The 21,524-nt window shown below is 42.9% G+C and carries 19 protein-coding genes and 1 pseudogene; 8 read left to right on the plus strand and 12 right to left on the minus strand.

Annotation, left to right across the window (positions count from 1 at the left end):
- The first annotated feature begins 20 nt into the window (after positions 1-20).
- Together Aba26S_RS09945 and Aba26S_RS09950 are read left to right on the plus strand one after the other, a co-directional pair.
- The gene (locus Aba26S_RS09945) at positions 21-1,586 is read left to right on the plus strand and encodes a PAS domain-containing sensor histidine kinase (protein WP_005240227.1); all 1,566 of its coding nucleotides are present in this window, start codon (positions 21-23) and stop codon (positions 1,584-1,586) included.
- Between the two features lie 22 nt (positions 1,587-1,608).
- Positions 1,609-3,045, plus strand: coding sequence for a sigma-54 dependent transcriptional regulator (locus Aba26S_RS09950; RefSeq protein ID WP_005240229.1), 1,437 nt, complete (start codon positions 1,609-1,611; stop codon positions 3,043-3,045).
- A 50-nt stretch (positions 3,046-3,095) separates the two neighbouring features.
- On the opposite strand, the gene Aba26S_RS09955 is transcribed toward Aba26S_RS09950, so the two are convergent.
- The 4 genes from Aba26S_RS09955 to lptF form a co-directional block, all read right to left on the minus strand.
- Complete coding sequence (locus Aba26S_RS09955) at positions 3,096-4,271, minus strand: S41 family peptidase (protein ID WP_005240231.1); 1,176 nt, start codon at positions 4,269-4,271, stop codon at positions 3,096-3,098.
- Between the two features lie 9 nt (positions 4,272-4,280).
- Entirely contained in the window at positions 4,281-5,825 is a 1,545-nt protein-coding gene (gpmI, locus tag Aba26S_RS09960; protein WP_005240233.1) for a 2,3-bisphosphoglycerate-independent phosphoglycerate mutase, read from the minus strand.
- Between the two features lie 113 nt (positions 5,826-5,938).
- Positions 5,939-7,009, minus strand: a complete 1,071-nt coding sequence (gene lptG, locus Aba26S_RS09965; protein ID WP_005240235.1) for an LPS export ABC transporter permease LptG — start codon at positions 7,007-7,009, stop codon at positions 5,939-5,941.
- Entirely contained in the window at positions 7,009-8,109 is a 1,101-nt protein-coding gene (gene lptF, locus Aba26S_RS09970; RefSeq protein WP_005240236.1) for an LPS export ABC transporter permease LptF, read from the minus strand. The genes lptG and lptF overlap by 1 nt, the downstream gene beginning before the upstream one ends.
- 154 nt (positions 8,110-8,263) lie before the next feature.
- Here lptF and Aba26S_RS09975 point away from each other — a divergent pair, with 154 nt between their 5' ends.
- The 3 genes from Aba26S_RS09975 to Aba26S_RS09985 are packed head-to-tail and all read left to right on the plus strand — an operon-like array spanning position 8,264 to position 10,785.
- Complete coding sequence (locus tag Aba26S_RS09975; RefSeq protein ID WP_005240237.1) at positions 8,264-9,712, plus strand: leucyl aminopeptidase; 1,449 nt, start codon at positions 8,264-8,266, stop codon at positions 9,710-9,712.
- Between the two features lie 3 nt (positions 9,713-9,715).
- Positions 9,716-10,123 carry a DNA polymerase III subunit chi gene (locus Aba26S_RS09980; RefSeq protein WP_005240238.1) on the plus strand — a complete coding sequence of 136 codons (408 nt, stop codon included), beginning with the start codon at positions 9,716-9,718 and terminating at the stop codon, positions 10,121-10,123.
- 35 nt (positions 10,124-10,158) lie between these two features.
- Positions 10,159-10,785 carry a hypothetical protein gene (locus tag Aba26S_RS09985; RefSeq protein ID WP_005240239.1) on the plus strand — a complete coding sequence of 209 codons (627 nt, stop codon included), beginning with the start codon at positions 10,159-10,161 and terminating at the stop codon, positions 10,783-10,785.
- A gap of 43 nt (positions 10,786-10,828) precedes the next feature.
- Here Aba26S_RS09985 and Aba26S_RS09990 read toward each other — a convergent pair whose 3' ends face one another.
- The 7 genes from Aba26S_RS09990 to glnK form a co-directional block, all read right to left on the minus strand.
- A complete protein-coding gene (locus Aba26S_RS09990; protein ID WP_005240240.1) occupies positions 10,829-11,488 on the minus strand; it encodes a riboflavin synthase in 660 nt (219 codons plus the stop codon).
- Positions 11,489-11,640: 152 nt separating this feature from the next.
- Entirely contained in the window at positions 11,641-12,480 is an 840-nt protein-coding gene (locus Aba26S_RS09995) for an MIP/aquaporin family protein (protein WP_043971751.1), read from the minus strand.
- Between the two features lie 398 nt (positions 12,481-12,878).
- Positions 12,879-14,171, minus strand: a complete 1,293-nt coding sequence (locus Aba26S_RS10000; protein ID WP_004656375.1) for a DNA adenine methylase — start codon at positions 14,169-14,171, stop codon at positions 12,879-12,881.
- Positions 14,168-15,268, minus strand: coding sequence for a bifunctional diaminohydroxyphosphoribosylaminopyrimidine deaminase/5-amino-6-(5-phosphoribosylamino)uracil reductase RibD (gene ribD / locus Aba26S_RS10005; RefSeq protein ID WP_005240242.1), 1,101 nt, complete (start codon positions 15,266-15,268; stop codon positions 14,168-14,170). The genes Aba26S_RS10000 and ribD overlap by 4 nt, the downstream gene beginning before the upstream one ends.
- A gap of 12 nt (positions 15,269-15,280) precedes the next feature.
- Positions 15,281-15,745, minus strand: coding sequence for a transcriptional regulator NrdR (gene nrdR / locus Aba26S_RS10010; RefSeq protein ID WP_004656377.1), 465 nt, complete (start codon positions 15,743-15,745; stop codon positions 15,281-15,283).
- Positions 15,746-15,870: 125 nt separating this feature from the next.
- Positions 15,871-17,280: an ammonium transporter gene (locus tag Aba26S_RS10015; RefSeq protein ID WP_005240248.1), complete on the minus strand. Its 1,410-nt coding sequence runs from the start codon at positions 17,278-17,280 to the stop codon at positions 15,871-15,873.
- A gap of 67 nt (positions 17,281-17,347) precedes the next feature.
- Entirely contained in the window at positions 17,348-17,686 is a 339-nt protein-coding gene (gene glnK / locus Aba26S_RS10020) for a P-II family nitrogen regulator (RefSeq protein ID WP_004656379.1), read from the minus strand.
- A 274-nt stretch (positions 17,687-17,960) separates the two neighbouring features.
- On the opposite strand from glnK, the gene Aba26S_RS10025 reads away from it, so the two are divergent.
- The gene (locus Aba26S_RS10025; RefSeq protein WP_005240251.1) at positions 17,961-18,188 is read left to right on the plus strand and encodes an accessory factor UbiK family protein; all 228 of its coding nucleotides are present in this window, start codon (positions 17,961-17,963) and stop codon (positions 18,186-18,188) included.
- Positions 18,189-18,256: 68 nt separating this feature from the next.
- A pseudogene (locus Aba26S_RS10030) lies at positions 18,257-19,102 on the plus strand (YifB family Mg chelatase-like AAA ATPase); the annotation flags it as partial.
- Between the two features lie 112 nt (positions 19,103-19,214).
- Here the strand turns inward: Aba26S_RS10030 and Aba26S_RS10035 are convergent.
- The gene (locus Aba26S_RS10035; RefSeq protein WP_023187978.1) at positions 19,215-19,922 is read right to left on the minus strand and encodes a hypothetical protein; all 708 of its coding nucleotides are present in this window, start codon (positions 19,920-19,922) and stop codon (positions 19,215-19,217) included.
- Positions 19,923-20,351: 429 nt separating this feature from the next.
- Here Aba26S_RS10035 and Aba26S_RS10040 point away from each other — a divergent pair, with 429 nt between their 5' ends.
- Positions 20,352-21,434: an ImmA/IrrE family metallo-endopeptidase gene (locus Aba26S_RS10040; RefSeq protein ID WP_023187979.1), complete on the plus strand. Its 1,083-nt coding sequence runs from the start codon at positions 20,352-20,354 to the stop codon at positions 21,432-21,434.
- The last annotated feature ends 90 nt before the right edge of the window (positions 21,435-21,524 follow it).

Here is a 21,524-nt window from a genome sequence, read left to right on the forward strand (position 1 = left end):
TAGAATAATAGTCATCGCCTATGTTAGGGAAAATAGCAACATCGGTCTCTCAGACCATCTATCGGTTAGGCGTTTGGTATAGTGGCTATCGGCTTATTATTGCCGTTAGCCTGCTTTTAATTTATTTACTGACTGCCGAGCAACTTTCGGGTAATTATGTTTACCCCTTTTTATATTTCTATACTTTAATTTGCTATATCGCATTCAATATCTTTCAGCTCGCTTTACTACAGCTTGTTCCGATACAGACCTCGAAGCAACTGATTTTTATTTTTCTAATCGACGTAATTGGTCTCAGTTTAATTACGTTTGCTTCGGGTGGCCCTAATCTGCAGTTGAGCCTACTTTATGTCATTATTATTTTTTCTTCTGCGATTTTACTCAATGCACATCTTTCACTGATCATTACTTTATTTGCAGTCATCATGGTAGTTTACCAACGCTTTTTAGGTGACTTCTTTGATGCCAATAATTTAACGCATCTCAGCAATAGTATTTTTCTAGCCTTTTTGTTTTTCGTTGTGCATGCCATTGGCCGCATTGCCGTACAACGCTTTAAAATCTTAGAAACCCTGACATTCAATCAGTCAATCGAGATTCATCAACTACAGAATATTAACCGCTATATTCTTGAACAGATTGAAGACGGCTATTTGGTTCTTGATGAAAGCAATCATATTGTTTTAACCAATCCTGCAGCCAATACCCTGTTAGGGATTCATCTGCCGACCTCTTTGGAAAAGACACCACTGATCAAATTACAGCCTGACTTGTTTGAATTGATCCAATTCAGCAATCTGGAAGATGGTGAAGAGTTCAGTTTTGAGTCACAACAGAGCCCCTATACCATCAATGTTCGGGTCAAACACCTGCTTGTACCAGAACAAGCCCTGGTATTATTAGTTTTAAAAGATGCACAAAAACTGACACAACAAGTTCAACAGCTCAAACTGGCCGCCTTGGGTCAACTTTCTGCCAGTATTGCCCATGAAATTCGCAATCCATTGGCGGCTATTGTACAGGCCAATAGTTTATTAAAAGACAGCGACACCCACCAACTGAACATGCTGTCTCACATGATCAGCAAGCAAGCCAAACGCATTGATAATATTGTGCAAGATACACTCGCCATGGCACGCAATAAGCCAACAGAGCCTCAAATCATTGAGCTCAGCCCTTTCTTGGAAAGTTTGCTGAATGAAGATCTTGCCGATGCCAAACATCGTATTCAACTAAAACAGACGGAACAACTCAGCATTCTCTTTGATGAAAAACAATTACGCCAAGTGCTGATTAATTTAATTCGAAATGCATTACGACATAATTCGACCGATGCTCCTTATATTGAAGTTGAAGTCCAGCTAAAAGATGGACGAAGCTGTATCGATGTCATCGATTTTGGGACGGGTGTCTCAAAACGAGATATTTCTCAGCTATTCAAACCATTTTTTAGTACCGAAATTAAAGGAACTGGTTTAGGATTGTACCTGTCTCATACTTTTTGTGAGGCAAATCATGCAAAGCTCACCTATATAGAGCGACAACAAGGAGCATGCTTCAGGATTGAATGCTCAAAAATTCATTGATTAGATTAGGTTTCTCGGGGAAATGGCAACAAAACAACCACTCGTCTTATTGGTAGACGACGAAGAAGATTTATGTCTTTTAATGCAGATGACGCTGGCGCGGATGGGCATTAAAACACATCTCGCCTATCGGGTCGAACAGGCTAAAAAATTCTTTACTGAATTCCAGTATGATGCCTGTTTAACAGATTTAAATCTTCCTGATGGAAATGGTTTGGATCTGGTCAAACATGTAACTCAAAACTATCCCAACACGCCAATTGCCGTATTAACAGCTTATGGCAATATGGATATCGCGATTGCTGCACTCAAAGCAGGTGCATTCGATTTTGTCAGCAAACCTGTCAACCAAATGCATTTGGATCAACTGATCCAGAAAGCACTGAACCGTCCGCAGCCTGAGCAAGAAGCAGCAGAAACAGCCTTAGAAAACAAGCTATTAATCGGACGTTCCGCACCCATTCAACAACTGCGCATTGCTTTAAAGAAAATTGCACGCTCCCAAGCCCCAGTGTTCATTACTGGTGAGTCAGGCACAGGTAAAGAAGTGGTAGCGAATCTTGTGCACCGCCTAAGTAATCGCAGTGAAGGGCCTTTTATTGCCATCAATTGTGGTGCAATTCCAACCGAGTTGATGGAAAGTGAGCTGTTTGGACACAAAAAAGGTAGCTTCACAGGCGCAACTCAGGATAAGCAAGGCTTAATTCTGTCTGCTCACGGTGGTAGTTTATTTTTAGATGAAATTGCTGAATTACCGTTAAATATGCAGGTCAAACTGCTGCGTGCTGTTCAGGAAAAGAAAATTCGTCCAGTGGGTTCGGATCAAGAAATTGATGTAGATTTTCGTGTGATTAGTGCCAGTCATCAAGATTTAGAGCTGTTGGTTCAGCAAGGCCGCTTCCGTCAAGATTTGTTCTTCCGTATTCATGTGATGGATATCGTACTGCCACCTTTACGTGAGCGTGGGCAAGATATTTTGCTGTTGGCCAACCACTTTATTCAAAAGATTAGCCAAGAATGGGATCTACCCGCAAAATCGCTCTCTACACGTGCTGAACAATTTTTGTTGCAACAGTATTTCCCTGGGAATGTGCGGGAATTACGCAATATTATTGAGCGTGCCATTACCCTTAGTGATGATGACAACATTGATTTGGCACATTTACAGACCGCGCCTTTGCGGAGCACACTGGCCAATCCAGCCGCTTCATTTTCGGCTACGCCTGCAGAAGAAGCTGAACCAGTTCAACATTCTGCCAGCACGACACTGAGCTCGAAAAAACTTCCACCTGAAGGCTTGGAGCGTTATTTAGAAAATATTGAAAAAGAAATTCTCCTCAATGCACTCAACCTGACCCATTGGAATCGGACGTTAGCAGCGAAAAAGTTAGGTATGACTTTCCGTTCGTTACGTTATCGGCTGAAAAAATTCGGCTTGGATACCGAAGACGAAGAATAACCAAAAACAAGGCCCCGATTTTCAGGGGCCTTATTTTTAAAAATGTTTTTTTAATAACGACTTTTCAATACCAAGTCAGTTACATGTTCGAGGTAAGCATCCTCTTTCATTTCTGCTGTTAAGGGAACAATTTGATTGGGTTGAATCCCTTGCCCTTCAATCATATTGCCATTGGGCGTGTAGTAATGCGAAACCGTCATTTGTAACGCCGCACCGCTCGGTAAAGGAAAGAGCTTTTGTACCACGCCTTTACCATAACTGGTCTCACCCACCACCCAAGCACGTTTATGTTCCTTCATTGCTGCGGTAAAAACCTCAGCCGCAGAAGCGGAACGTCGATTGATCAAAATGCCTAATTTCATGTTCTGAAATTCATTAGAGGGTAACGCTTGGAATTGCTGATCGCCTTCTGAACGGCTTTTAGTGGTGACAATAATCCCTTGGTTTAAAAATAAATCGGCCGCTTCAACCGAAGCCGAAAGTAAACCACCTGGATTATTACGCAAATCAAATACCACCGCTTTTAGCTTGGTAGAACTATACTCTTCAATCAAACGTTTAATTTCATTGGCAGTATCTTGTTGAAAAACACGTATTTTCAGCACCAAGACCTGATTGTGTAACAGAACAGGTTCTATATCAGTTTCAACTTTTTTATTGCGAACCAAAATCACCGTACTGCTATTATTGTCTGGCTGTATCTGTAAAGTGCTACCGATTGAACCGTAAAGTAAACCTTGAACCTGATCTTGGTTTAAGCTCTTCAGTTCCTGATTATCGACCTTGAGAATCACTTGCCCATTGTGCAGACCCAACTTGCTCGAGTCCGAACCTGCTTTTAAATCTTGAATCTGCCAAGACTTGGCATGGGCATCATAATTTAAATTAAAATCGACGGAGGCGAGATCACCTTCTGTATATTGAATCAGTTGGCGATATTCTTCTGCAGATAAATAACGGGAATAACGATCCAGACCACTGACCAGACCTTTAATTGCTTGTTGAAATAAAGCATCATCCGATTTTTTATCAACATAGTTATCTTTGACAATGCCATAGATCTGCACAAACTGTTGAATCGACTCAATCGGGACTTCTGCATTTTGAGCAGGCGCCTCATCACCCCATCCCGAAGCGTGTGTTACAGGCGCCGCAAAAAGACTATGGCCCCAACACATCAACAAACTTGCACAGATCGCTCGGTAAATGTTGTTGTGCTGGGTCATTGCTTCACCTTATTTTAAAGTAATTAAATTCTTGCCTTGCATATCAGAAGGTACAGGAATGTGCATCAAATGGAGTAATGTTGGCGCAACATCAGCCAGTACACCACCTTCGGCAATCGTTGCTTGTGTTGGTCCCACATAAATAAATGGCACCAATTCAGTGGTATGCTGGGTATGAACTTGTCCGCTGTCATAGTCTTGCATCTGCTCTACATTACCATGATCTGCAGTAATTAACATATGCCCTTTGTTTGCCATCACGGCATCATAAACACGACCAAGACAGGTATCGACCGTTTCAACTGCTTTCACTGCAGCATCAAATACGCCGGTGTGTCCAACCATATCGCCATTGGCATAGTTCACGACCAATAGGTCAAACTCACCTGAATTGATTGCATTCACCAACTCGTTCGTGACTTCATAAGCACTCATTTCTGGTTTTAAATCATAAGTTGCAACATTCGGAGACGGGATCAGAATCCGTTTTTCACCAGGATATTCATCTTCACGACCACCACTAAAGAAGAAGGTGACATGTGCATATTTCTCAGTTTCAGCAATACGCAATTGGGTTTTGCCTAAATCTGATAAATATTCACCAATCGAGTTTTTCAGCTCTTCTGGCATATAAGCGACAGGTGCATCAATGCTGGCTTGATAACGAGTCAGCATCACAAACTTCGATAAATTAGGTACGACTTTACGCTCAAAACCTGCAAAATCTTTTTCCACAAAGGCCCGGGTAATTTCACGCGCGCGATCGGCACGGAAATTCATAAAGACAACGCTATCGCCGTCTTGGACTTTGGCAATTTCACCAATGCGGGTTGCTTTGACAAATTCGTCATTTTCGTTCGCGGCATAGGCAAGTTCCAAGCCCTCAACTGCGGAATTAGCAACACGGACTGCTTCACCTTCCGTCATTAAACGATAGGCTTGTTCAACACGGTCCCAGCGATTATCGCGGTCCATCGCAAAGTAGCGACCAATCATCGACACGATACGCCCTTGATTTGGATACTGTGCAAATAAAGCATCTAATTTTTCTAATGAGGGTTTTGCACTGCGGGGTGGGGTATCACGACCATCTAAAAAGGCATGCAAATAAACAGTTGCACCACGTTTTAAGGCCAATTCACACATCGCCACAATATGGTCTTCATGCGAATGTACGCCACCTTCTGACAACAAGCCCATCACATGCACAGCACCCTTCGCAGCTTTGGCTTTCTCAACCGCATCCACTAACACTTCATGCTCAAAAAAAGCACCTGTGCGGATATCTTTGGTAATTCGGGTGAAATCCTGATATAGCACACGACCAGCACCGAGATTCATATGACCGACTTCAGAATTACCCATTTGACCATCAGGCAAGCCAACATCTTCACCTGAGCCCGAGATTAGACTATTTGGATGCTTGGCTTTCATCGCTGTAAGATTTGGCGTTTTTGCCGCTAAAAAAGCATTATCATCAACAGCTTCACGATGTCCTACACCATCCATGATTACCAGAACGTGAGGAATTTTGCCAGCATTTGCATCCGTCATAATGGACTCTCTGTTTGTCATTTGATCGGTCTATTTTACCGAAATTTAATCGAATTCTCTATGATCTCTCGATGGCTTTCATCAATACCGATCATAGAGGCTGTCCATCAAGATTAGCGTGCCCGATAGAGCAGATAGCTACCAATCATAAAGATCAGCACTACAGGCAAGAGCACAAACCATGCTGGAGATGGTGCATAAACCAAACTGGCATAACCCAAGAAATCTTGTAAATAGAAGAAACCTAACCCAGTAAATAATGCAATTACTAAACGGAAACCCATCGACTGTTGGCGCAACGGGCCAAAAATAAAGGAGCAGGCAATCAAGACCAGTGTAATTAAAGAAAACGGTGCGGTGATTTTCTGCCAAAAAGCCAGTTCATAGGTCTTGGGTACCTGACTATATTCTTCCATATAACGCATGAAACTAATCAATTGGCTAGGTGATAAATCTTCCGGATCTAATGTCACCATATGCACATATTTTGGCTGTAAAGCCAAACCAAGTGACTGCTGTTCATGATCAGTTTTAATGGCATCACCTTGCGCCAATAAATCGACTTGATGGGACTGCGATAACACCCACTCTCCATCTTTAAGGAACTGTCCCTTTTCTGCGCTCACAAAAGATTGCAAGCGATAATTCTGGTCAAAATCGATGGTTTGAATATTACGCAACTGACCCTGTGAATTGGCATAATCAATATAAATAAAGCGTTGCCCTTCACGTGACCAATAGCCTTTTACTTCTCCCAGCGCAGCGACACTGCGTTGTTTCTTAATACTTTGTGCCTGTTCATTGGTATAGGGAATCACCCACTCGCTCAAGACAAAAGATAGGACGATTAACAGTAATGCTGAGCGCATCACCCAGCCGACAATCCGCCAGAGGCTAATGCCGACCGAACGCATCACAATCAATTCACTATTCGATGCAAGCGCCCCCAGCCCCAGAACAGAACCGATTAATGCCGCAACAGGCAGAATTTCATACAGATAATGTGGTGCACCCCACATCACATACAGGAACGCTTGCCAAGCATTATAATTCGGTTTTAGCGAGCCCAGCTCACCCAGATAGGTAAATAAAACTTGCAAGAAAGACAGTACCAACGTAGTTCCCAACATTGCGAGAACAGTGGTTTTTGTCACATGTTTGGCGACTATTCGACGTGCTAACATTACAACCCCACTCGCTGAATACTTTTCTTAAGTTTTGGTGCCAATTTCTGTTTACGCGCGAAAATTGCTGCAGCAATTGCATAAACCAAAAGCACTACAGGATAAGCCCAAATATCTAATTCTTCTTTACTGATTCGGGTTTTAATCGCAATCATCACCACAATCAAACTGGCAAAAATAAAAATAGCAGGGATCAGGCGATAATAACGCCCTTGCCGCGGACTCACCTCTGACAATGCAACGGCAAGCATCAAGGCAACAATGATGATAAATGGCCCGAAGACACGCCAACCCAGTTCACTACGTACCACCGAATCATCACGTTGCTGCCATAATTTAGACATGGGCAGGGCTTCCACATCATCACTTTCAAATTTTACATCTTTATCACTTTCCAGACGTAAACGGTACGACTGGAACTCAGCCTGAGTATAGCGTGGCTGGTTTGGATAGATCTCGTAACGGCGCCCTTGCACCAAATCCACAACATTCGCCGTGTCATTGGCAACTTCGACACGGGTCGCCTCTTTGGCCAGAATCATGACATCAGGTTTATCTTCTTGCTTGGCTTTTTGGTAGAAAAAAATGTCTTTAAGATTCTTACGGTCTTCGGACAATGAACCTGCATAAATGGTATATGGCCCAGAAGAAATAAACTCTTTAGGTCTCACCAAATCAAAACCCGTTCGGACGGCCTGGGTGCTGGTCAGTTTTTCAAACTCTCTTAAGCCCCATGGTCCCATCCAAAGCATCAGGCTGGTTTGTACCACCAGATACACCAGTGTCATAGGTAACAATAACCGAGCCAATTGATTCCGACTGACACCGCTGCCATTTAAAACTGCCATCTCATGGTCAACATAAAGACGACCAAATACCAGCATCAATGCAATGAAGAAGCCCAAAGGAAGAATTAACGTCAAAAACTCAGGCAGGCGGTAGCCAATAATGCTAAATAAAATCCCTGCATCTAAGCGGCCTTGAGCCGCAACGCCAAAATACTTGATTAAACGACCACCCATCATAATCAAGGTTAATAAACCAATGACCACGAGAGATGTCGAAACCACTTGTTTGACGAGATAACGCCGAATAATCAAAGTAATACTTCCAAAAAGACCAATTGAAGGTAACGCTAGTTTACCCGAATGTTAAAAATATAAAACCTATCGCTTGTTGCGGATTGCAACCTCATATCCGAAAGTGTTTAATGGACTTCTCTTTCTTTTTTGCTCACCAGGTTCTATACAAACAATGAAATTTACACTTCAAAACGCATTCCCAGCTCAGGCGTCTAGCGAATCTTTGTGGATTTTGGTTGATTCAGAACAATTACAACAGAACTTAAATACTTATCAAATCAATCATCTAGAAGAAACACTCAATGCAACGCAGTTCAAGGCAGGATTTAACGAAAACTTGCCCCTGATTGCAAATATTGCCGTTCAAGCCAATGCACAACTCCTCGGACTTGGAAAAAGTACCGAGTTGAAAGCGACAAAATTAGCAAAACTTGCACAAAGCATTATCAAATCATCACAAAATAAATTTAAACAAATTAGCGTTGATCTGTCTGCCCTTCCGACAGATTTACATTCTCTCTTTGTACTCAGCCTCACCCAAGCGGCTTATGGCTATGACGAATTCAAATCGAAAAAGAATGAATTTATCCTAGACACCATTCACCTGATCGCCAATCAAACAACTTTGGATGAATCACAATTAAATCTGCTTCAAGCGGTACAGACGGGTCAAAGCTATGCCCGTGATTTGGGTAACCGTCCGGGGAATATCTGTTTCCCTGAATATTTGGCCGATCAAGCAGTTGCTCTTGCTGCACAATATCCAGACTTGTTAAAAGTGACTGTGTTGGATGAACAGCAAATGGCGGATTTGGGCATGTATGCTTTCCTTGCGGTCAGCAAAGGTTCAGATCGTCCAGGTCGTATTGTCACACTAGAATACAATGCCCAAATTGAGCAGGCTCCTGTCGTACTTGTGGGTAAAGGTGTGACCTTCGATACTGGTGGTATTTCATTAAAACCTGGCTTAGGCATGGATGAAATGAAATTTGATATGTGTGGTGCTGCCTCTGTATTGGGCACCATGCAAGCGCTTTGTGAAGCTCGACTGCCGATTCATGTGGTGGGAGCGATTGCAGCGGCTGAAAATATGCCATCAGGCCATGCCACTCGTCCGGGTGATATTGTCACCAGTATGAGCGGTCAAACCATTGAAATCCTCAATACTGATGCCGAAGGTCGTTTGGTGCTGTGTGATACCCTGACCTACATTAAACGCTTTAATCCTGCGTTGGTGATTGATATCGCGACACTGACAGGCGCTTGCGTGGTTGCGCTAGGGAAAGTCGTTAGCGGCTTATTCACACCCGATGATGAACTGGCACAAGCGTTGCAACACGCAGGTGAACAGTCACTGGATCGTGTATGGCGTATGCCTGTGATGGAAGAGTATCAAGAATTACTCGACTCGCCTTTTGCTGATATTGCCAATATTGGCGGACCTTATGGCGGTGCAATTACAGCAGCGTGTTTCTTGGAGCGTTTCACTCGTGATTATCGTTGGGCACATCTTGATGTTGCTGGCACAGCGTGGTTATCTGGAACAGCCAAAGGTGCAACGGGTCGCCCAGTACCGCTATTGATGCAGTTTTTAGCTAATCGTGTTGCAACGAAAAACTAAAACATGGCGCAAATCAGCTTTTATCTCTTTGAAAACAGTACAGAACGGCAAGTCGAAAGTGCTTGCCGTTTATGTCGGAAGATTCTAAATCAACACCCCCAGATTTGGTGGTATTGCACAGATGCAGATTTACAAACTGAACTGGATGAACTGCTTTGGCGCTTTGATCCGGTCAGTTTCATTCCACACGGTATCGATCAAGTGACGAGTCCTGTCTGTATTTCGGCAGAACTCCCCCCGTCCAGTGATTGGATCGTGTTTAATTTTAACAATCATGCACTTGAACAAACTCAAGATTTTCGCCACATTATCGAGATTATTGAAAATAATGAAGCTGCGAAACAAATCGGGCGGGAAAAATTTAAAATGTATCGTCGTTTAGGCATTGAAGCTCGAACATTTAAATTATAACCCAGCAACCAAGAACATCATTTGAGGAGTGTCTTGTGGCATTAAATGTAGGTCAGGACTTTAAAAAACGTTGGTTAAATGCACCTGAGGCTGTTCGTCAGACCTATCAGGACGATTTAGCACGTATCTGTGATCTATTATTACCACAAACGTCGATTCAAAATTGGACTCAACACGAAGAAACCGCTCAACAAGGTTCTCAACAACGAATTGATCAAGCCTATGCAGAGCTCAAAGCGGAACTGATTGAACAAGCACGGATTCGCAAGCAACAGGCTTTGGAACAAGCTTTAGCTGAAAAACGTGCAGCTGAAGCGGCTTATGCAGCGCAACTACAAGCCGATGAAGCACGCCAGTTTGAACAACAGACGGAGAACCTCGTTGCACTACGTGGCCATATCGATCAGGAAATTGCTCAACAGACTGAACGCTATCAGACCAATCCAGAGCAGCCAAGTGTTGACTATGCACGTGGCCAAACGGTCATGGTTGACGATCAGCAAATTCTGTCTGAGCTAGAAAGTGTCCGTGTGCGACTGGAGCTCGAAGCCGAGGGTTTGATTGAGCAAGCCGTGACCGTATTCCGTGCCAAACTGCATGCTCTGGCACAAGATGAAATTGAGTATGTCCTGAAGAATAGTGACTTTTCCGACGAAAAATAATAAAAAGGCCCTGTTTAAACAGGGCCTTTTTATAGATAAATTTTTATTTTAAGAAACCATTTTCAGCCAAGAATGCCATGCTGATATTTGACTCAGTTTTTTGCTCTGCGGCCTTATCACCCAACAATAAACGCTCAATATAACGCGCCAATACATCCACTTCCAGATTGACTTTGCTGCCGACTTGCCAGGTACCAATATTGGTACGCTCAGCCGTGTGTGGAATTAAATTCAAACTTAGAATGTTGCCACGCAAATGGTTAATGGTCAGACTAATCCCATCAACCGTGACTGAGCCTTTTTCTGCCAAGTATTTAGCTAGCTCAACCGGAGCCGTCACTTCAAAATACAATGAACGTGCATCATGGCGAACCAAGCTAATTTCACCTAAACCATCGACATGACCACTGACAATATGTCCACCAAAACGTGTGGTGGGCAGCATTGCTTTTTCGACATTGACTGCTTGGCCGACTTTCCACTGACCCAGTGTGGTCCGGTTCAAACTTTCACGCGAAACATCAGCCGCATACCAGTTTTCCCCCCATTCAATCACGGTCAGGCAGATTCCATTGGTCGCAATCGAATCCCCCAAATGTACATCAGACATATCCAAATCAGTTTGAATACGCAAACGGACATCACCACCTACACTTTGTAGGCTCTCAACCTTACCTAAACTTTCAATAATGCCTGTAAACATGGGAGTTTCAACCTATCTTTATTGCAGTATATAGCACTGTAAAGAAGATACCTTAAAGCAAAGAACCCGAGATAACAAGGCATGTGCAGTGCAAACACAGGCAAATAAAAAGGGCCATCACCTGATCGCCCTTCTCATGATTCATCTGGTCTTTATTGCATTTCAGACACTTGCTTTTCAGCAGATGATTGTGGTTCTGCTTTCTGATGGACAAGGAAATGACTAAAGAATAGTTTATAACCTAACACACCTAAACAAGCCCCCACGATTGGTGCAATGATTGGCACGATAAAATAAGGAATATCACGTCCCCCTGTAAACGCAACAGGTCCCCAACCAGTGAAATAAGCCACAACTTTCGGACCAAAATCACGCGCAGGATTCATGGCAAAGCCCGTAAGTGGACTAAAAGAAGCCCCAATCACCGCCACCAGCAAACCCACCAAGATCGGTGCTAAAGCACCACGCGGCAAGCCATTACTGTCATCTCCAATCGCCATAATCAACCAGAGCAATAACATGGTGATAAACATTTCCACCATAAAAGCCTGCCCGATCGAGAGCAAATGATGTGGATAGGTCGAGAAAATTCCTGCCAGTTCCAGACTTTCGACACTGCCACGCACCATATGGTGAGTCTGCTCATAATCCACAAAGAGATTGCTATACAAGCTATAAACCAACAGCGCACCCACAGCAGCACCAGCCACCTGTGAAATAATATAAAACGGCACCTTGCGCTTATCAAAGCCAGCAAACAATGCCAATGCAATGGTCACTGCAGGGTTAAGATGTGCTCCCGAAATACCAGCAGATAAATAGACCGCCAATGCTACAGCCAAGCCCCACACAATGCTGATTTCCCACAGACCTAAACTTGCACCGGCAAGTTTAAGTGCAGCCACCACACCAATACCAAATGATAAAAAAATTGCGGTAGCAAAAAATTCAGCTACACATTGCCCCAATAAGGTGGGTTCCGAGCGACTCATAACAACCTCTCTTGGTCATCGCTGCAAATAGGCAAGACCCTAAATTAAGCTCGGCAAACTATATTTATTTTCAAAACGGGTCAATATGATTTGGTAATTTTTTAAACGATTGATCAAAAGATTATAATCCAGAAACTAGATGATGAAGACCATAAAAAAGACAGAAAAATAAAACCTAAAGCTTTGTTTAAGTTATCTATTTAAGATTTTTTAAATATAGATATTGAGATAAAAACAAATGATTAAGAACATATAAATCTGCTAAAATTTGATGTATTTTTATTATAAAAACAAGCAGTTATCTTATAAACCGATTTATTTTATCTAATTATCCGATGCTGGCTTAAAATTGGATACAAAAACACCACTTTGTCATCCAAAGTGGTGCTCGACTTTACTTACCAAAGTGCCAGCTGAGTACTATTGCCAGTGGTATCCACCCCGCCTAGTTCAGCAAAGTGATATAACTGACCCAGTAGCTGTCGCAACGGCGGACCTGATTTGGCATGAGTATCGGTAATCACAATAAACTCAAGCACGCGTGCGCGGTCTGATTGGCGCTGCTTACTTACACGATAGCGCGGAACATCTTGCGTCAGCAGCGTCACTTTGCCGCGTTTTAAATTGGCGGTGAGCAAGTCTTTCGGTTCGATATTTCCATCAGTCGAATAGCTGGTCAAAATATAGCGGGCATTAATGGTTTCCAATAACTTTTCATACGCCTCTTTGGCATATTTTGACGAGTTATAAGGACTTGGACGCTCTTTACGCCATGCGCGATCAATTCCGCTCTTAAAACCTTTGGTATCGGGTGAAGGTAAATCCACCTGATCCCATAAGGTCAGCGCATTGAGGACATGGTAATTACTGCTATAGGCGTGCTGGTTATATGGCGGATCGAGATAGGCCACATCGACCTCAAAACCACTCATCTGATTGGCGAGATGCTGTGCATCTACACACCACATTTCTGCGGCAGGCCGTTTAGGATCACCAATCTCACAAAAACGACTCGGTGTCAGCCACAAGAGTGATTCAATCCGCTCTAAAGCTGTTTGGGTACGTCCACCCCAGCCCTGATGGAAACTTTTAAAGACACCACTGGTATTACTGACAAAACTTGCCGAATATAACAGCGGTGCCAATAAAGCACTCATTTCCACATCATTGATGGCACCCTGAGCTTGCCATGTTGCAATCTGCTGGCGAATCGCATCAATACGCATGCCGTTACGGCGTTTGAAGAATAAACGGTCACGGGCAGGGTCATAAACATCATCATTACGCGGACACAAGTTGTGTGTGACCCAACCTTTGACCTCAGGCAAACGGTTCAGGTAATCAATGGCTTTTTGATAGCCACCCAGTTCTTTAAAAGCAGGCGCATCTACACAAGCTAAAATGGCATGATTCAATGCGTGGCTATAAGGTTCCCAGTCATTGGCAATCACACGATAACCATTCTGACGTGCCAAACGCGAGACAACGCCACTCCCCGCAAAGAAATCCGCAAAAATCGGTGGATTCTTTTTCTTGCTGTTCAGTGTGCCTGTAATCTCGAGTGCCTCTAAAATGAGATGAAGCAGTCGACGCTTATTGCCCAGATAAGGCACTAACTGATGAAAAAGATATTCGTCTGTCGTACGTGCGGCATGACGACGTTTGTGATAAACCGATGGTTCTGGATTCATATCATCTCTTGGATAGGGAGCAATCTTAGGCGAATGTCTTGCCCAAGTTGGGTTACATCAACCAATTCAAAACGCAGCTGCTCTGCCATTTTGCTAAATTCAGCATTGAACATTGCCCGAGCAGATTGACCAAGCAAAGTGGGTGCAACATAACTGATCATTTCATCAACCAGCCCTTGCTGCAGAAAGGCAGTCGATAAGGTTGCACCAGCCTCAACCAATACATCATAAATTTGATAGTGTTGGGCCAAGGTCTGCAATAATTGATTTAAAGGCTGTACTGATAATTGTATCACGCCTAAATCTGCAAGTTCTTGACGAAATGGTGTCATCACCATGACAGTTTCAGGATTTTGTAAAATCTTGGCTGAAAGCGGAAGCCGTCCTTGACGATCAAGCACAATCCGCTTGGGCTGAACCACCGTGCTCAGATCTATCCCGTCTAGGGCACGTACATTCAGTTCACAATCATCGGCTAGAACCGTCTGAATCCCGGTCATCACTGCGCCTGAAATGGCACGCCAGTGCTGCACATCTTGACGTGCTGCCGTGCCTGTAATCCACTTCGACTCACCCGAAGCCATCGCAGTACGACCATCAAGACTGGAAGCGATTTTTAAACGTACATAGGGCAAACCTGTAGACATGGCTTTTAAAAAGCCTGAATTGAGCGTTTTCGCAGTATCTGCACACACACCCGTTTCAACCTCTATGCCTGCCGCTTGTAATATTTGAACGCCCTTGCCTGCAACCAACGGATTTGGGTCTGAACATGCCACTACCACTTTCTTGACTTGCGCCTTAACCAAAGCCTCGGCACACGGTGGCGTTCGGCCATAATGCGCACATGGCTCCAGAGTGACATACGCCGTTGCACCTTTGGCATTCTCACCCGCTTGGCGCAAAGCAAAAACTTCAGCGTGAGGTTGGCCTGCTTTAGGATGATAGCCCTCGCCAATCAACTGACCCTCTTTCACAATAACGCAGCCGACATTCGGGTTTGGCTTGGTCGAGTATTGACCCCGTCGCGCCAAAGCAATGGCCTGTTGCATCCAGTGCTGATGTTCAGATAAGTGTTCTTGGGTTAACTCAGACATAGTCTCTCTAATTTAAGCTTCATTTTCACGTTGTTGCATTTGCTCAATCTGATGGCGAAATGCTTCTACATCTTGGAAATCTTGATAAACAGAAGCAAAGCGAACATAAGCAACATGGTCTAGGGCAAACAAAGCCTGCATGACAATTTCACCAATGGTTCTTGATTTTACATCACGCTCGCCCAGACGACGAATCTGTGATTGAATATCGCTGAGTACCGTTTCAATTTGCTCTTGCGTGACTGGACGTTTTTGTAAGGCATGCATAAGGGAGCGACGTAGCTTGGCCTCATCAAAAGGCTCATTTTTACCGTCGGATTTGATCACACGCGGCATCACCACATCATAACTTTCAAAGGTGGTAAAACGCTCTCCACAAATGACACACTCACGACGACGACGAATCTGGCAGCCTTCGGCAGCCAAACGCGAGTCTATGACTTTACTATCAGCGGCGTTACAAAATGGACAATGCATAGTTGCGTGATTATTTACTCTCTTTGCTTAAGTGTAGCAAAGTTTCTGCAATTGCAGAACCAGTACCCTAAAAGCATAAAAAAACAGCCCGATGGGGCTGTTTTTTAAATCGCATGTTGTGCCGATTATTCGATACGTTCGCCATGTTGGCTCAGGTCAAGACCCATACGCTCATCATCTGCGCTGACACGGATACCAATCACCAAATCGATCACTTTCAGGATGATAAAGGTCACAATTGCGCTATACGCGATGGTTGCCAATACACCTTCAATTTGCACCCATAATTGCCCCATAAAGGTTGGTGCAAGTGCAACATTCGCTGCTTTGATAATTTCATCGCTATAAAAGATACCAGTCAGAATCGCACCCACAATTCCCCCCACTGCATGTAACCCAAATGCATCCAAGGCATCATCGGCTTTAAGTAGGCGTTTCAATGCAGTAATACCCCAGAAGCACACCACGCCACCGATGAGACCCATGATTAACGCACCGCCAACACCGACGAAACCCGCAGCAGGCGTAATCACAACCAATCCGGCCACCGCACCAGACGCACCACCCAGTACCGATGCTTTGCCACGAATCAGACGTTCAACAATGAGCCAAGAGAATGCGGCAGCTGCGGCAGCAACTTGAGTCACTAAGATCGCCATACTTGCACGTGCACCTGCACCTAAAGCACTACCACCGTTAAAGCCAAACCAACCGACCCAAATCAAGCTTGCACCAATCACGGTTAAAGTCAAATTATGTGGTGCCATTGATTCACGGCCAAGCCCTGTACGTTTACCTAACATATAAGCAGCAACCAGACCAGCTACACCTGCGTTGATATGGACAACCGTACCACCCGCAAAGTCTAATGCGCCTGCTTTGAATAACCAACCATCAGCCGCCCAAACCCAGTGCGTGATTGGTGCATACACCAAGATCACCCAAACTGCGACAAATGCCATGAATGCTGAATATTTCATACGATCAGCAATCGAACCACTAATAATTGCAACAGTAATAATGGCGAAGGTCATTTGGAAAATAACAAATAAACTTTCAGGAATGGTGCCATTCAGCGCATTAAAGGCCACGCCATTCAGCATCGCCTTGCCCAAGTCACCAATATATGCACCTGAGCCAGAGAATGCCAATGAGTAACCAGCAATCACCCAGATTAAACTGACTAGAATGGCAGCAGAAAGGCTGAACATCATGGTACTGAGTACGTTTTTCTTACGAACCATACCCCCATAGAACAGCGCCAAACCAGGAATCGTCATCAACAGAACCAATGCTGTTGAAACAAGAATCCACGCTGTATCACCTGTATCCAGTTTTGCTGTCGCAGCAGGCGCTGGTGTGGCCTCGACAGGGGTTGCTGCGGCTGTTGCAGCAATTTCCGGTGATGCAGCCGTTGTATCAACGGCTACAGTGTGTTCAACCGCCGGGCTCGTTACCGCGTCTTCTGCCCAAACTACCGCCGAACCACCTAAGAGTGCGCCAGATAGACTGAGCGCCATAAGCATTTTTTTCATTCGTGTCCCCCAACCTGATTTTGCGAGCTATTTCTATTCTTTCTAACTCAGCAAAGTTTGTGCCAATTTAGACAGCATCTGGCCCAGTCTCACCCGTACGAATACGGATCACTTGTTCTAAATTGGTGACAAAGATTTTTCCATCACCAATTTTGCCAGTGCTTGCGACACGAGTAATCGACTCAATGACCGCATCCACCATCTCATCACTAATTGCAATTTCGATCTTTACTTTCGGTAAGAAATCAACCACATACTCTGCACCACGATACAGTTCTGTGTGACCCTTTTGACGTCCGAAACCTTTGACTTCAGTTACGGTAATCCCTTGAACACCAATTTCAGAGAGTGCCTCACGCACATCATCCAATTTGAATGGTTTTACAATTGCAGTTACAAGCTTCATGTTTGTTTTCCTTCGGCTTATTTCACCAGTAAGGTTTTATGTTCAATTTTCATGCCAATATTTAAAGGTTGGGGGGATTCAAATATTGGGCACAAGCTTTCTTTATAACCTATTTAGCCTTGAAGATGTAGATAGTGCATCGAAAATAAGTTTCATTTACCCCTGTTTCACTGGATTGATAAGTCACTCCAGCATCTGGCCCCAACTGTGCTAGAGGATTGGAGAAAGCAGTGATACACTGGGCAGCAAATATACATAACCGATTGAGCAGTTTATGATTGAGACTCTTTTACAGGCAATTTTGCAGCAAGTTGATCAACCTAAAAAAGATTTAGAAAAGAACTTACGTGCGCTATTGAATGAAAGTATCGAAAAATTGGATCTTGTCTCGAAGCAAGAACTGGATCGCCAAAGGAATGCCTTGAATACTGCTAATCAGCGTCTTGCTGAACTTCAACAACAGATGAAAATACTGGAAGAGTTTCTTCAGCATAAAAAATAGCACCAACTCGGTGCATATTGCACTGAGCAATGATTAAAAATAAAGCACTATAATGGAACAATAATAAGATGTCTTTTGCCAAGATTTATACCAGAGGCCTATTGGGGCTACATGCCCCACAAATAGAGGTTGAAGTGCATATCAGTGCAGGCTTGCCTTCTTTAACGATTGTCGGCCTGCCTGAAGCCGCAGTCCGTGAAAGTAAAGATCGTGTCCGCTCCGCCATCATTAATAGCGGTTTTCAGTTTCCAACCAAGCGTTTAACCATCAATTTAGCGCCTGCAGATTTACCCAAAGATGGTTCCCGGCTCGATTTACCCATTGCACTCGGCATCTTGATTGCCTCTGGTCAACTCCCAGAAAACAGTACTCAAAACTTTGAATTTATTGGTGAACTGGCTCTTGATGGACATTTACGTCCTATTTCAGGTGCTTTAACTATTGCCATGGCCTGTCAACAGGCCCAGCATCGTCTCTTGCTACCAGCTGAAAATTTAGATGAAGCCAATCAACTTCCTGAATTTGAGGTCTACGCGGCCAAGCATCTCCAAGAGGTTTGTGCACATTTTTTGGGCAACCCCCAGATTCAAGCTGCACCACAAAGAATAAATACCACGTCTTCTACTTACCAATTTGATCTGGCCGATGTTAAAGGTCAACTCCGTCCACGTCGTGCCTTGGAAATTGCAGCGGCTGGTGGACATTCATTACTGTTTAAAGGACCTCCAGGCACTGGAAAAACACTGTTGGCTTCACGGCTGCCATCAATTTTACCGCCGCTGAATACACGTGAAAATTTAGAAGTTGCGAGCATTTATTCAGTTGCCAATGCCCCGCATCATTTTGGACAGCGTCCATTCCGAGCACCACACCATACCGCATCCGCTATTGCCTTGGTCGGTGGAGGCTGTCATTTACAAACAACTATGCGACATTCCAAACAACTATGCGACTTAGAAAATGGAAGCGATAGTATATTGAGAGAAAAACAGTTTTGCACTGTTGTTCTCTCATTTCCTATTTAGTTCACCAAGAGGTTAAATTAGAATAATAGTCTGGTTGGCCTATACCATGATTAAGAAAAGTTTCTTCAGTTTTAAGCATTCTATCAAGCAATCTTTTTTTCAATGCCTCATTAGCATTCATATGTAGAAATTGCATTGCAAACACCTGTAACATGCCATTAAGGGTCAGCAATATACTTTCAATATCCTCATAGGCACAGACAGGTTGTTTACCTTTAAATAGCACATTCAGTAGCTCACCACGACCATGTGTGAAAGTTGAATACTTCTCGTACAAAGCTTTACCTTGCTTTGTGAATTGCTTGAAGTGTTTATGAAAATCTCCATTGTCTGGGTCTTCAAAATTATCTAAAGCTGTACTCATCTGAAAAAAACTAGCAAAGTCTTTTGGTTGAGTAATTAACATTTCAACATCTGTCCCTTTAGGCTGTTCTATAAACTCTAAATAAAAACACCTAACATATATTTCTAGCATCGTACGAGCTACGACGACAGCGGAGGAAAAATGATCTTCTTTCATAAGTAATTTAAAGGAAAGATAATGCGTTTGGAACAACTGAAAATATGCTCTATTAATACGCTGATATTGATCATCCTCGTCTATCTGAACTGAAGCTGAAATTTTATTTACTTCATTCTGAGTCTTATCAAGCTCTCTAATTATAAAGTGAATACGTTTTTTTCCATCCTTATTCAAGTTCATTTTCATTTTAAATCCTTTATTTAATTACACTCTGGGAGAAAAGGAAACAATCGTCCTTAAACCTAATTTTAGCAAGAATAAATCACTTTAGAATTCCCTCCAAATGGTCAAATATTTAATAAAAATACATTTTCTAAATAATCGAAAGTCAAACTGCCCCTTATAAGAACACTGATCATCCTCTATCTTTACCCAAATATTTTAATGCTCAAATTTTGACATAAAATTCTATAGTGAAATTAAAATCTTTCAAATAGAAGATAAAATCAAAAACACTATATGTTGTGCTAAAAACCAAAATGACCACTACATAAAGCAATGTAAGGTAAAAAAGAAACAATTTAGGAATAATTTGAAGAAAAATTTGCATAAGGTTTTTTGTTCAGTTATCATTCGATTAACTTGATCTGTAAGTCAATGATCTTGGAGGTGAATATGACTCATTTCAATCCTGACATGCTTAGTATTGCACGAAACTTTCGTGGTCTTAGTCAAACTGAACTAATTGCTGAAATGGGACAGTCTATTACTCAGGCTTCATTATCTAAAATTGAAAGTGGGGACTTAAAACCCTCCGATGAAGTTATCCATAATCTATCCAATGCCCTACATTTCCCTATACGATTTTTCGAACATATTGAAAAGCTAAATGCACTGCCAATTAGTTTGCATGCATACAGAAAAAAAAGCTCTACCACAGCTAAAGCATTGAGCCGCATGAATGCTGAAATGATGTTAAAAATGGGCCATGTACAAACATTAGAATTATTCACAAATGTGCCAAAAAGAAAAAACTCCTTACCAACTTTTAAAATTGGCCTAGATGTAAACACTCCTCAAGAAGCGGCTAAAAAGCTTAGATCATTGTGGGCGTTAGGAAATGAACCTCTTGAAAACCTAACTGCCACTGTGGAAGATGCCGGGGTTTTAGTCTTTTTATGCGACTTTAAAGATAATAATGTTGATGGCGTATCCTTAAAAATGCATGGTGTGTCTCCATGCGTATTTCTAAATGCAAACCAGCCAAATGATAGAATACGCTTCACATTAGCACATGAGCTTGGGCATTTGGTCCTCCATGAAGAGCCATCTGAGTTTATGGAAAAAGAAGCAAATGACTTTGCTGCCGAATTCTTAATGCCAGAAGAAAAAATTATTGATCAATTAGTTTCAACCAATTTAGCTCATTATCTAAGACTTAAAAAGGAATGGAAAACCTCAATGGCGGCCTTAATCTATAGGGCGTCAGAGTTAGGAACTATAACTTCAAGTCAAAGTGCCAATTTATGGCGGCAAATGGCTATGCGTGGTTATCGTAAAGTTGAACCAAATGAATTGGATCGAGAAGCGACATATAGAGTAGCTTCAATGCTTTTTGACTACGCAATAGATGCAAAAAAAACATCAGCATCTGTCATTAGTGAGTTATCTCAATTATTTGACTTATATGAAGATGACTTTAAAAAACTATATTATTTTGACCTAGATTCAATGGAGACTATTGAGATGGTTTCGTAAATTAAAAAGCCGACTCTATTGGGTAGAGTCGGCTTGATAGATTTTCACACAGGAAAGGCATATGGCTCTAAGCCCTACGCATACCTCATG

This window comes from Acinetobacter sp. NBRC 110496 (assembly GCF_000876115.1).
Taxonomy (GTDB): domain Bacteria; phylum Pseudomonadota; class Gammaproteobacteria; order Pseudomonadales; family Moraxellaceae; genus Acinetobacter.

Coding starts and splice junctions, on each gene's coding strand:
- Aba26S_RS09945 (WP_005240227.1), top strand. CDS start 21: ATGTTAGGGAAAATAGCAACATCGGTCTCTCAGACCATCTATCGGTTA.
- Aba26S_RS09950 (WP_005240229.1), top strand. CDS start 1,609: ATGGCAACAAAACAACCACTCGTCTTATTGGTAGACGACGAAGAAGAT.
- Aba26S_RS09955 (WP_005240231.1), bottom strand. CDS start 4,271: ATGACCCAGCACAACAACATTTACCGAGCGATCTGTGCAAGTTTGTTG.
- gpmI (WP_005240233.1), bottom strand. CDS start 5,825: ATGACGGATGCAAATGCTGGCAAAATTCCTCACGTTCTGGTAATCATG.
- lptG (WP_005240235.1), bottom strand. CDS start 7,009: ATGTTAGCACGTCGAATAGTCGCCAAACATGTGACAAAAACCACTGTT.
- Aba26S_RS09975 (WP_005240237.1), top strand. CDS start 8,264: ATGAAATTTACACTTCAAAACGCATTCCCAGCTCAGGCGTCTAGCGAA.
- Aba26S_RS09980 (WP_005240238.1), top strand. CDS start 9,716: ATGGCGCAAATCAGCTTTTATCTCTTTGAAAACAGTACAGAACGGCAA.
- Aba26S_RS09990 (WP_005240240.1), bottom strand. CDS start 11,488: ATGTTTACAGGCATTATTGAAAGTTTAGGTAAGGTTGAGAGCCTACAA.
- Aba26S_RS09995 (WP_043971751.1), bottom strand. CDS start 12,480: ATGAGTCGCTCGGAACCCACCTTATTGGGGCAATGTGTAGCTGAATTT.
- Aba26S_RS10000 (WP_004656375.1), bottom strand. CDS start 14,171: ATGAATCCAGAACCATCGGTTTATCACAAACGTCGTCATGCCGCACGT.
- ribD (WP_005240242.1), bottom strand. CDS start 15,268: ATGTCTGAGTTAACCCAAGAACACTTATCTGAACATCAGCACTGGATG.
- nrdR (WP_004656377.1), bottom strand. CDS start 15,745: ATGCATTGTCCATTTTGTAACGCCGCTGATAGTAAAGTCATAGACTCG.
- Aba26S_RS10015 (WP_005240248.1), bottom strand. CDS start 17,280: ATGAAAAAAATGCTTATGGCGCTCAGTCTATCTGGCGCACTCTTAGGT.
- glnK (WP_004656379.1), bottom strand. CDS start 17,686: ATGAAGCTTGTAACTGCAATTGTAAAACCATTCAAATTGGATGATGTG.
- Aba26S_RS10025 (WP_005240251.1), top strand. CDS start 17,961: ATGATTGAGACTCTTTTACAGGCAATTTTGCAGCAAGTTGATCAACCT.
- Aba26S_RS10035 (WP_023187978.1), bottom strand. CDS start 19,922: ATGAAAATGAACTTGAATAAGGATGGAAAAAAACGTATTCACTTTATA.
- Aba26S_RS10040 (WP_023187979.1), top strand. CDS start 20,352: ATGACTCATTTCAATCCTGACATGCTTAGTATTGCACGAAACTTTCGT.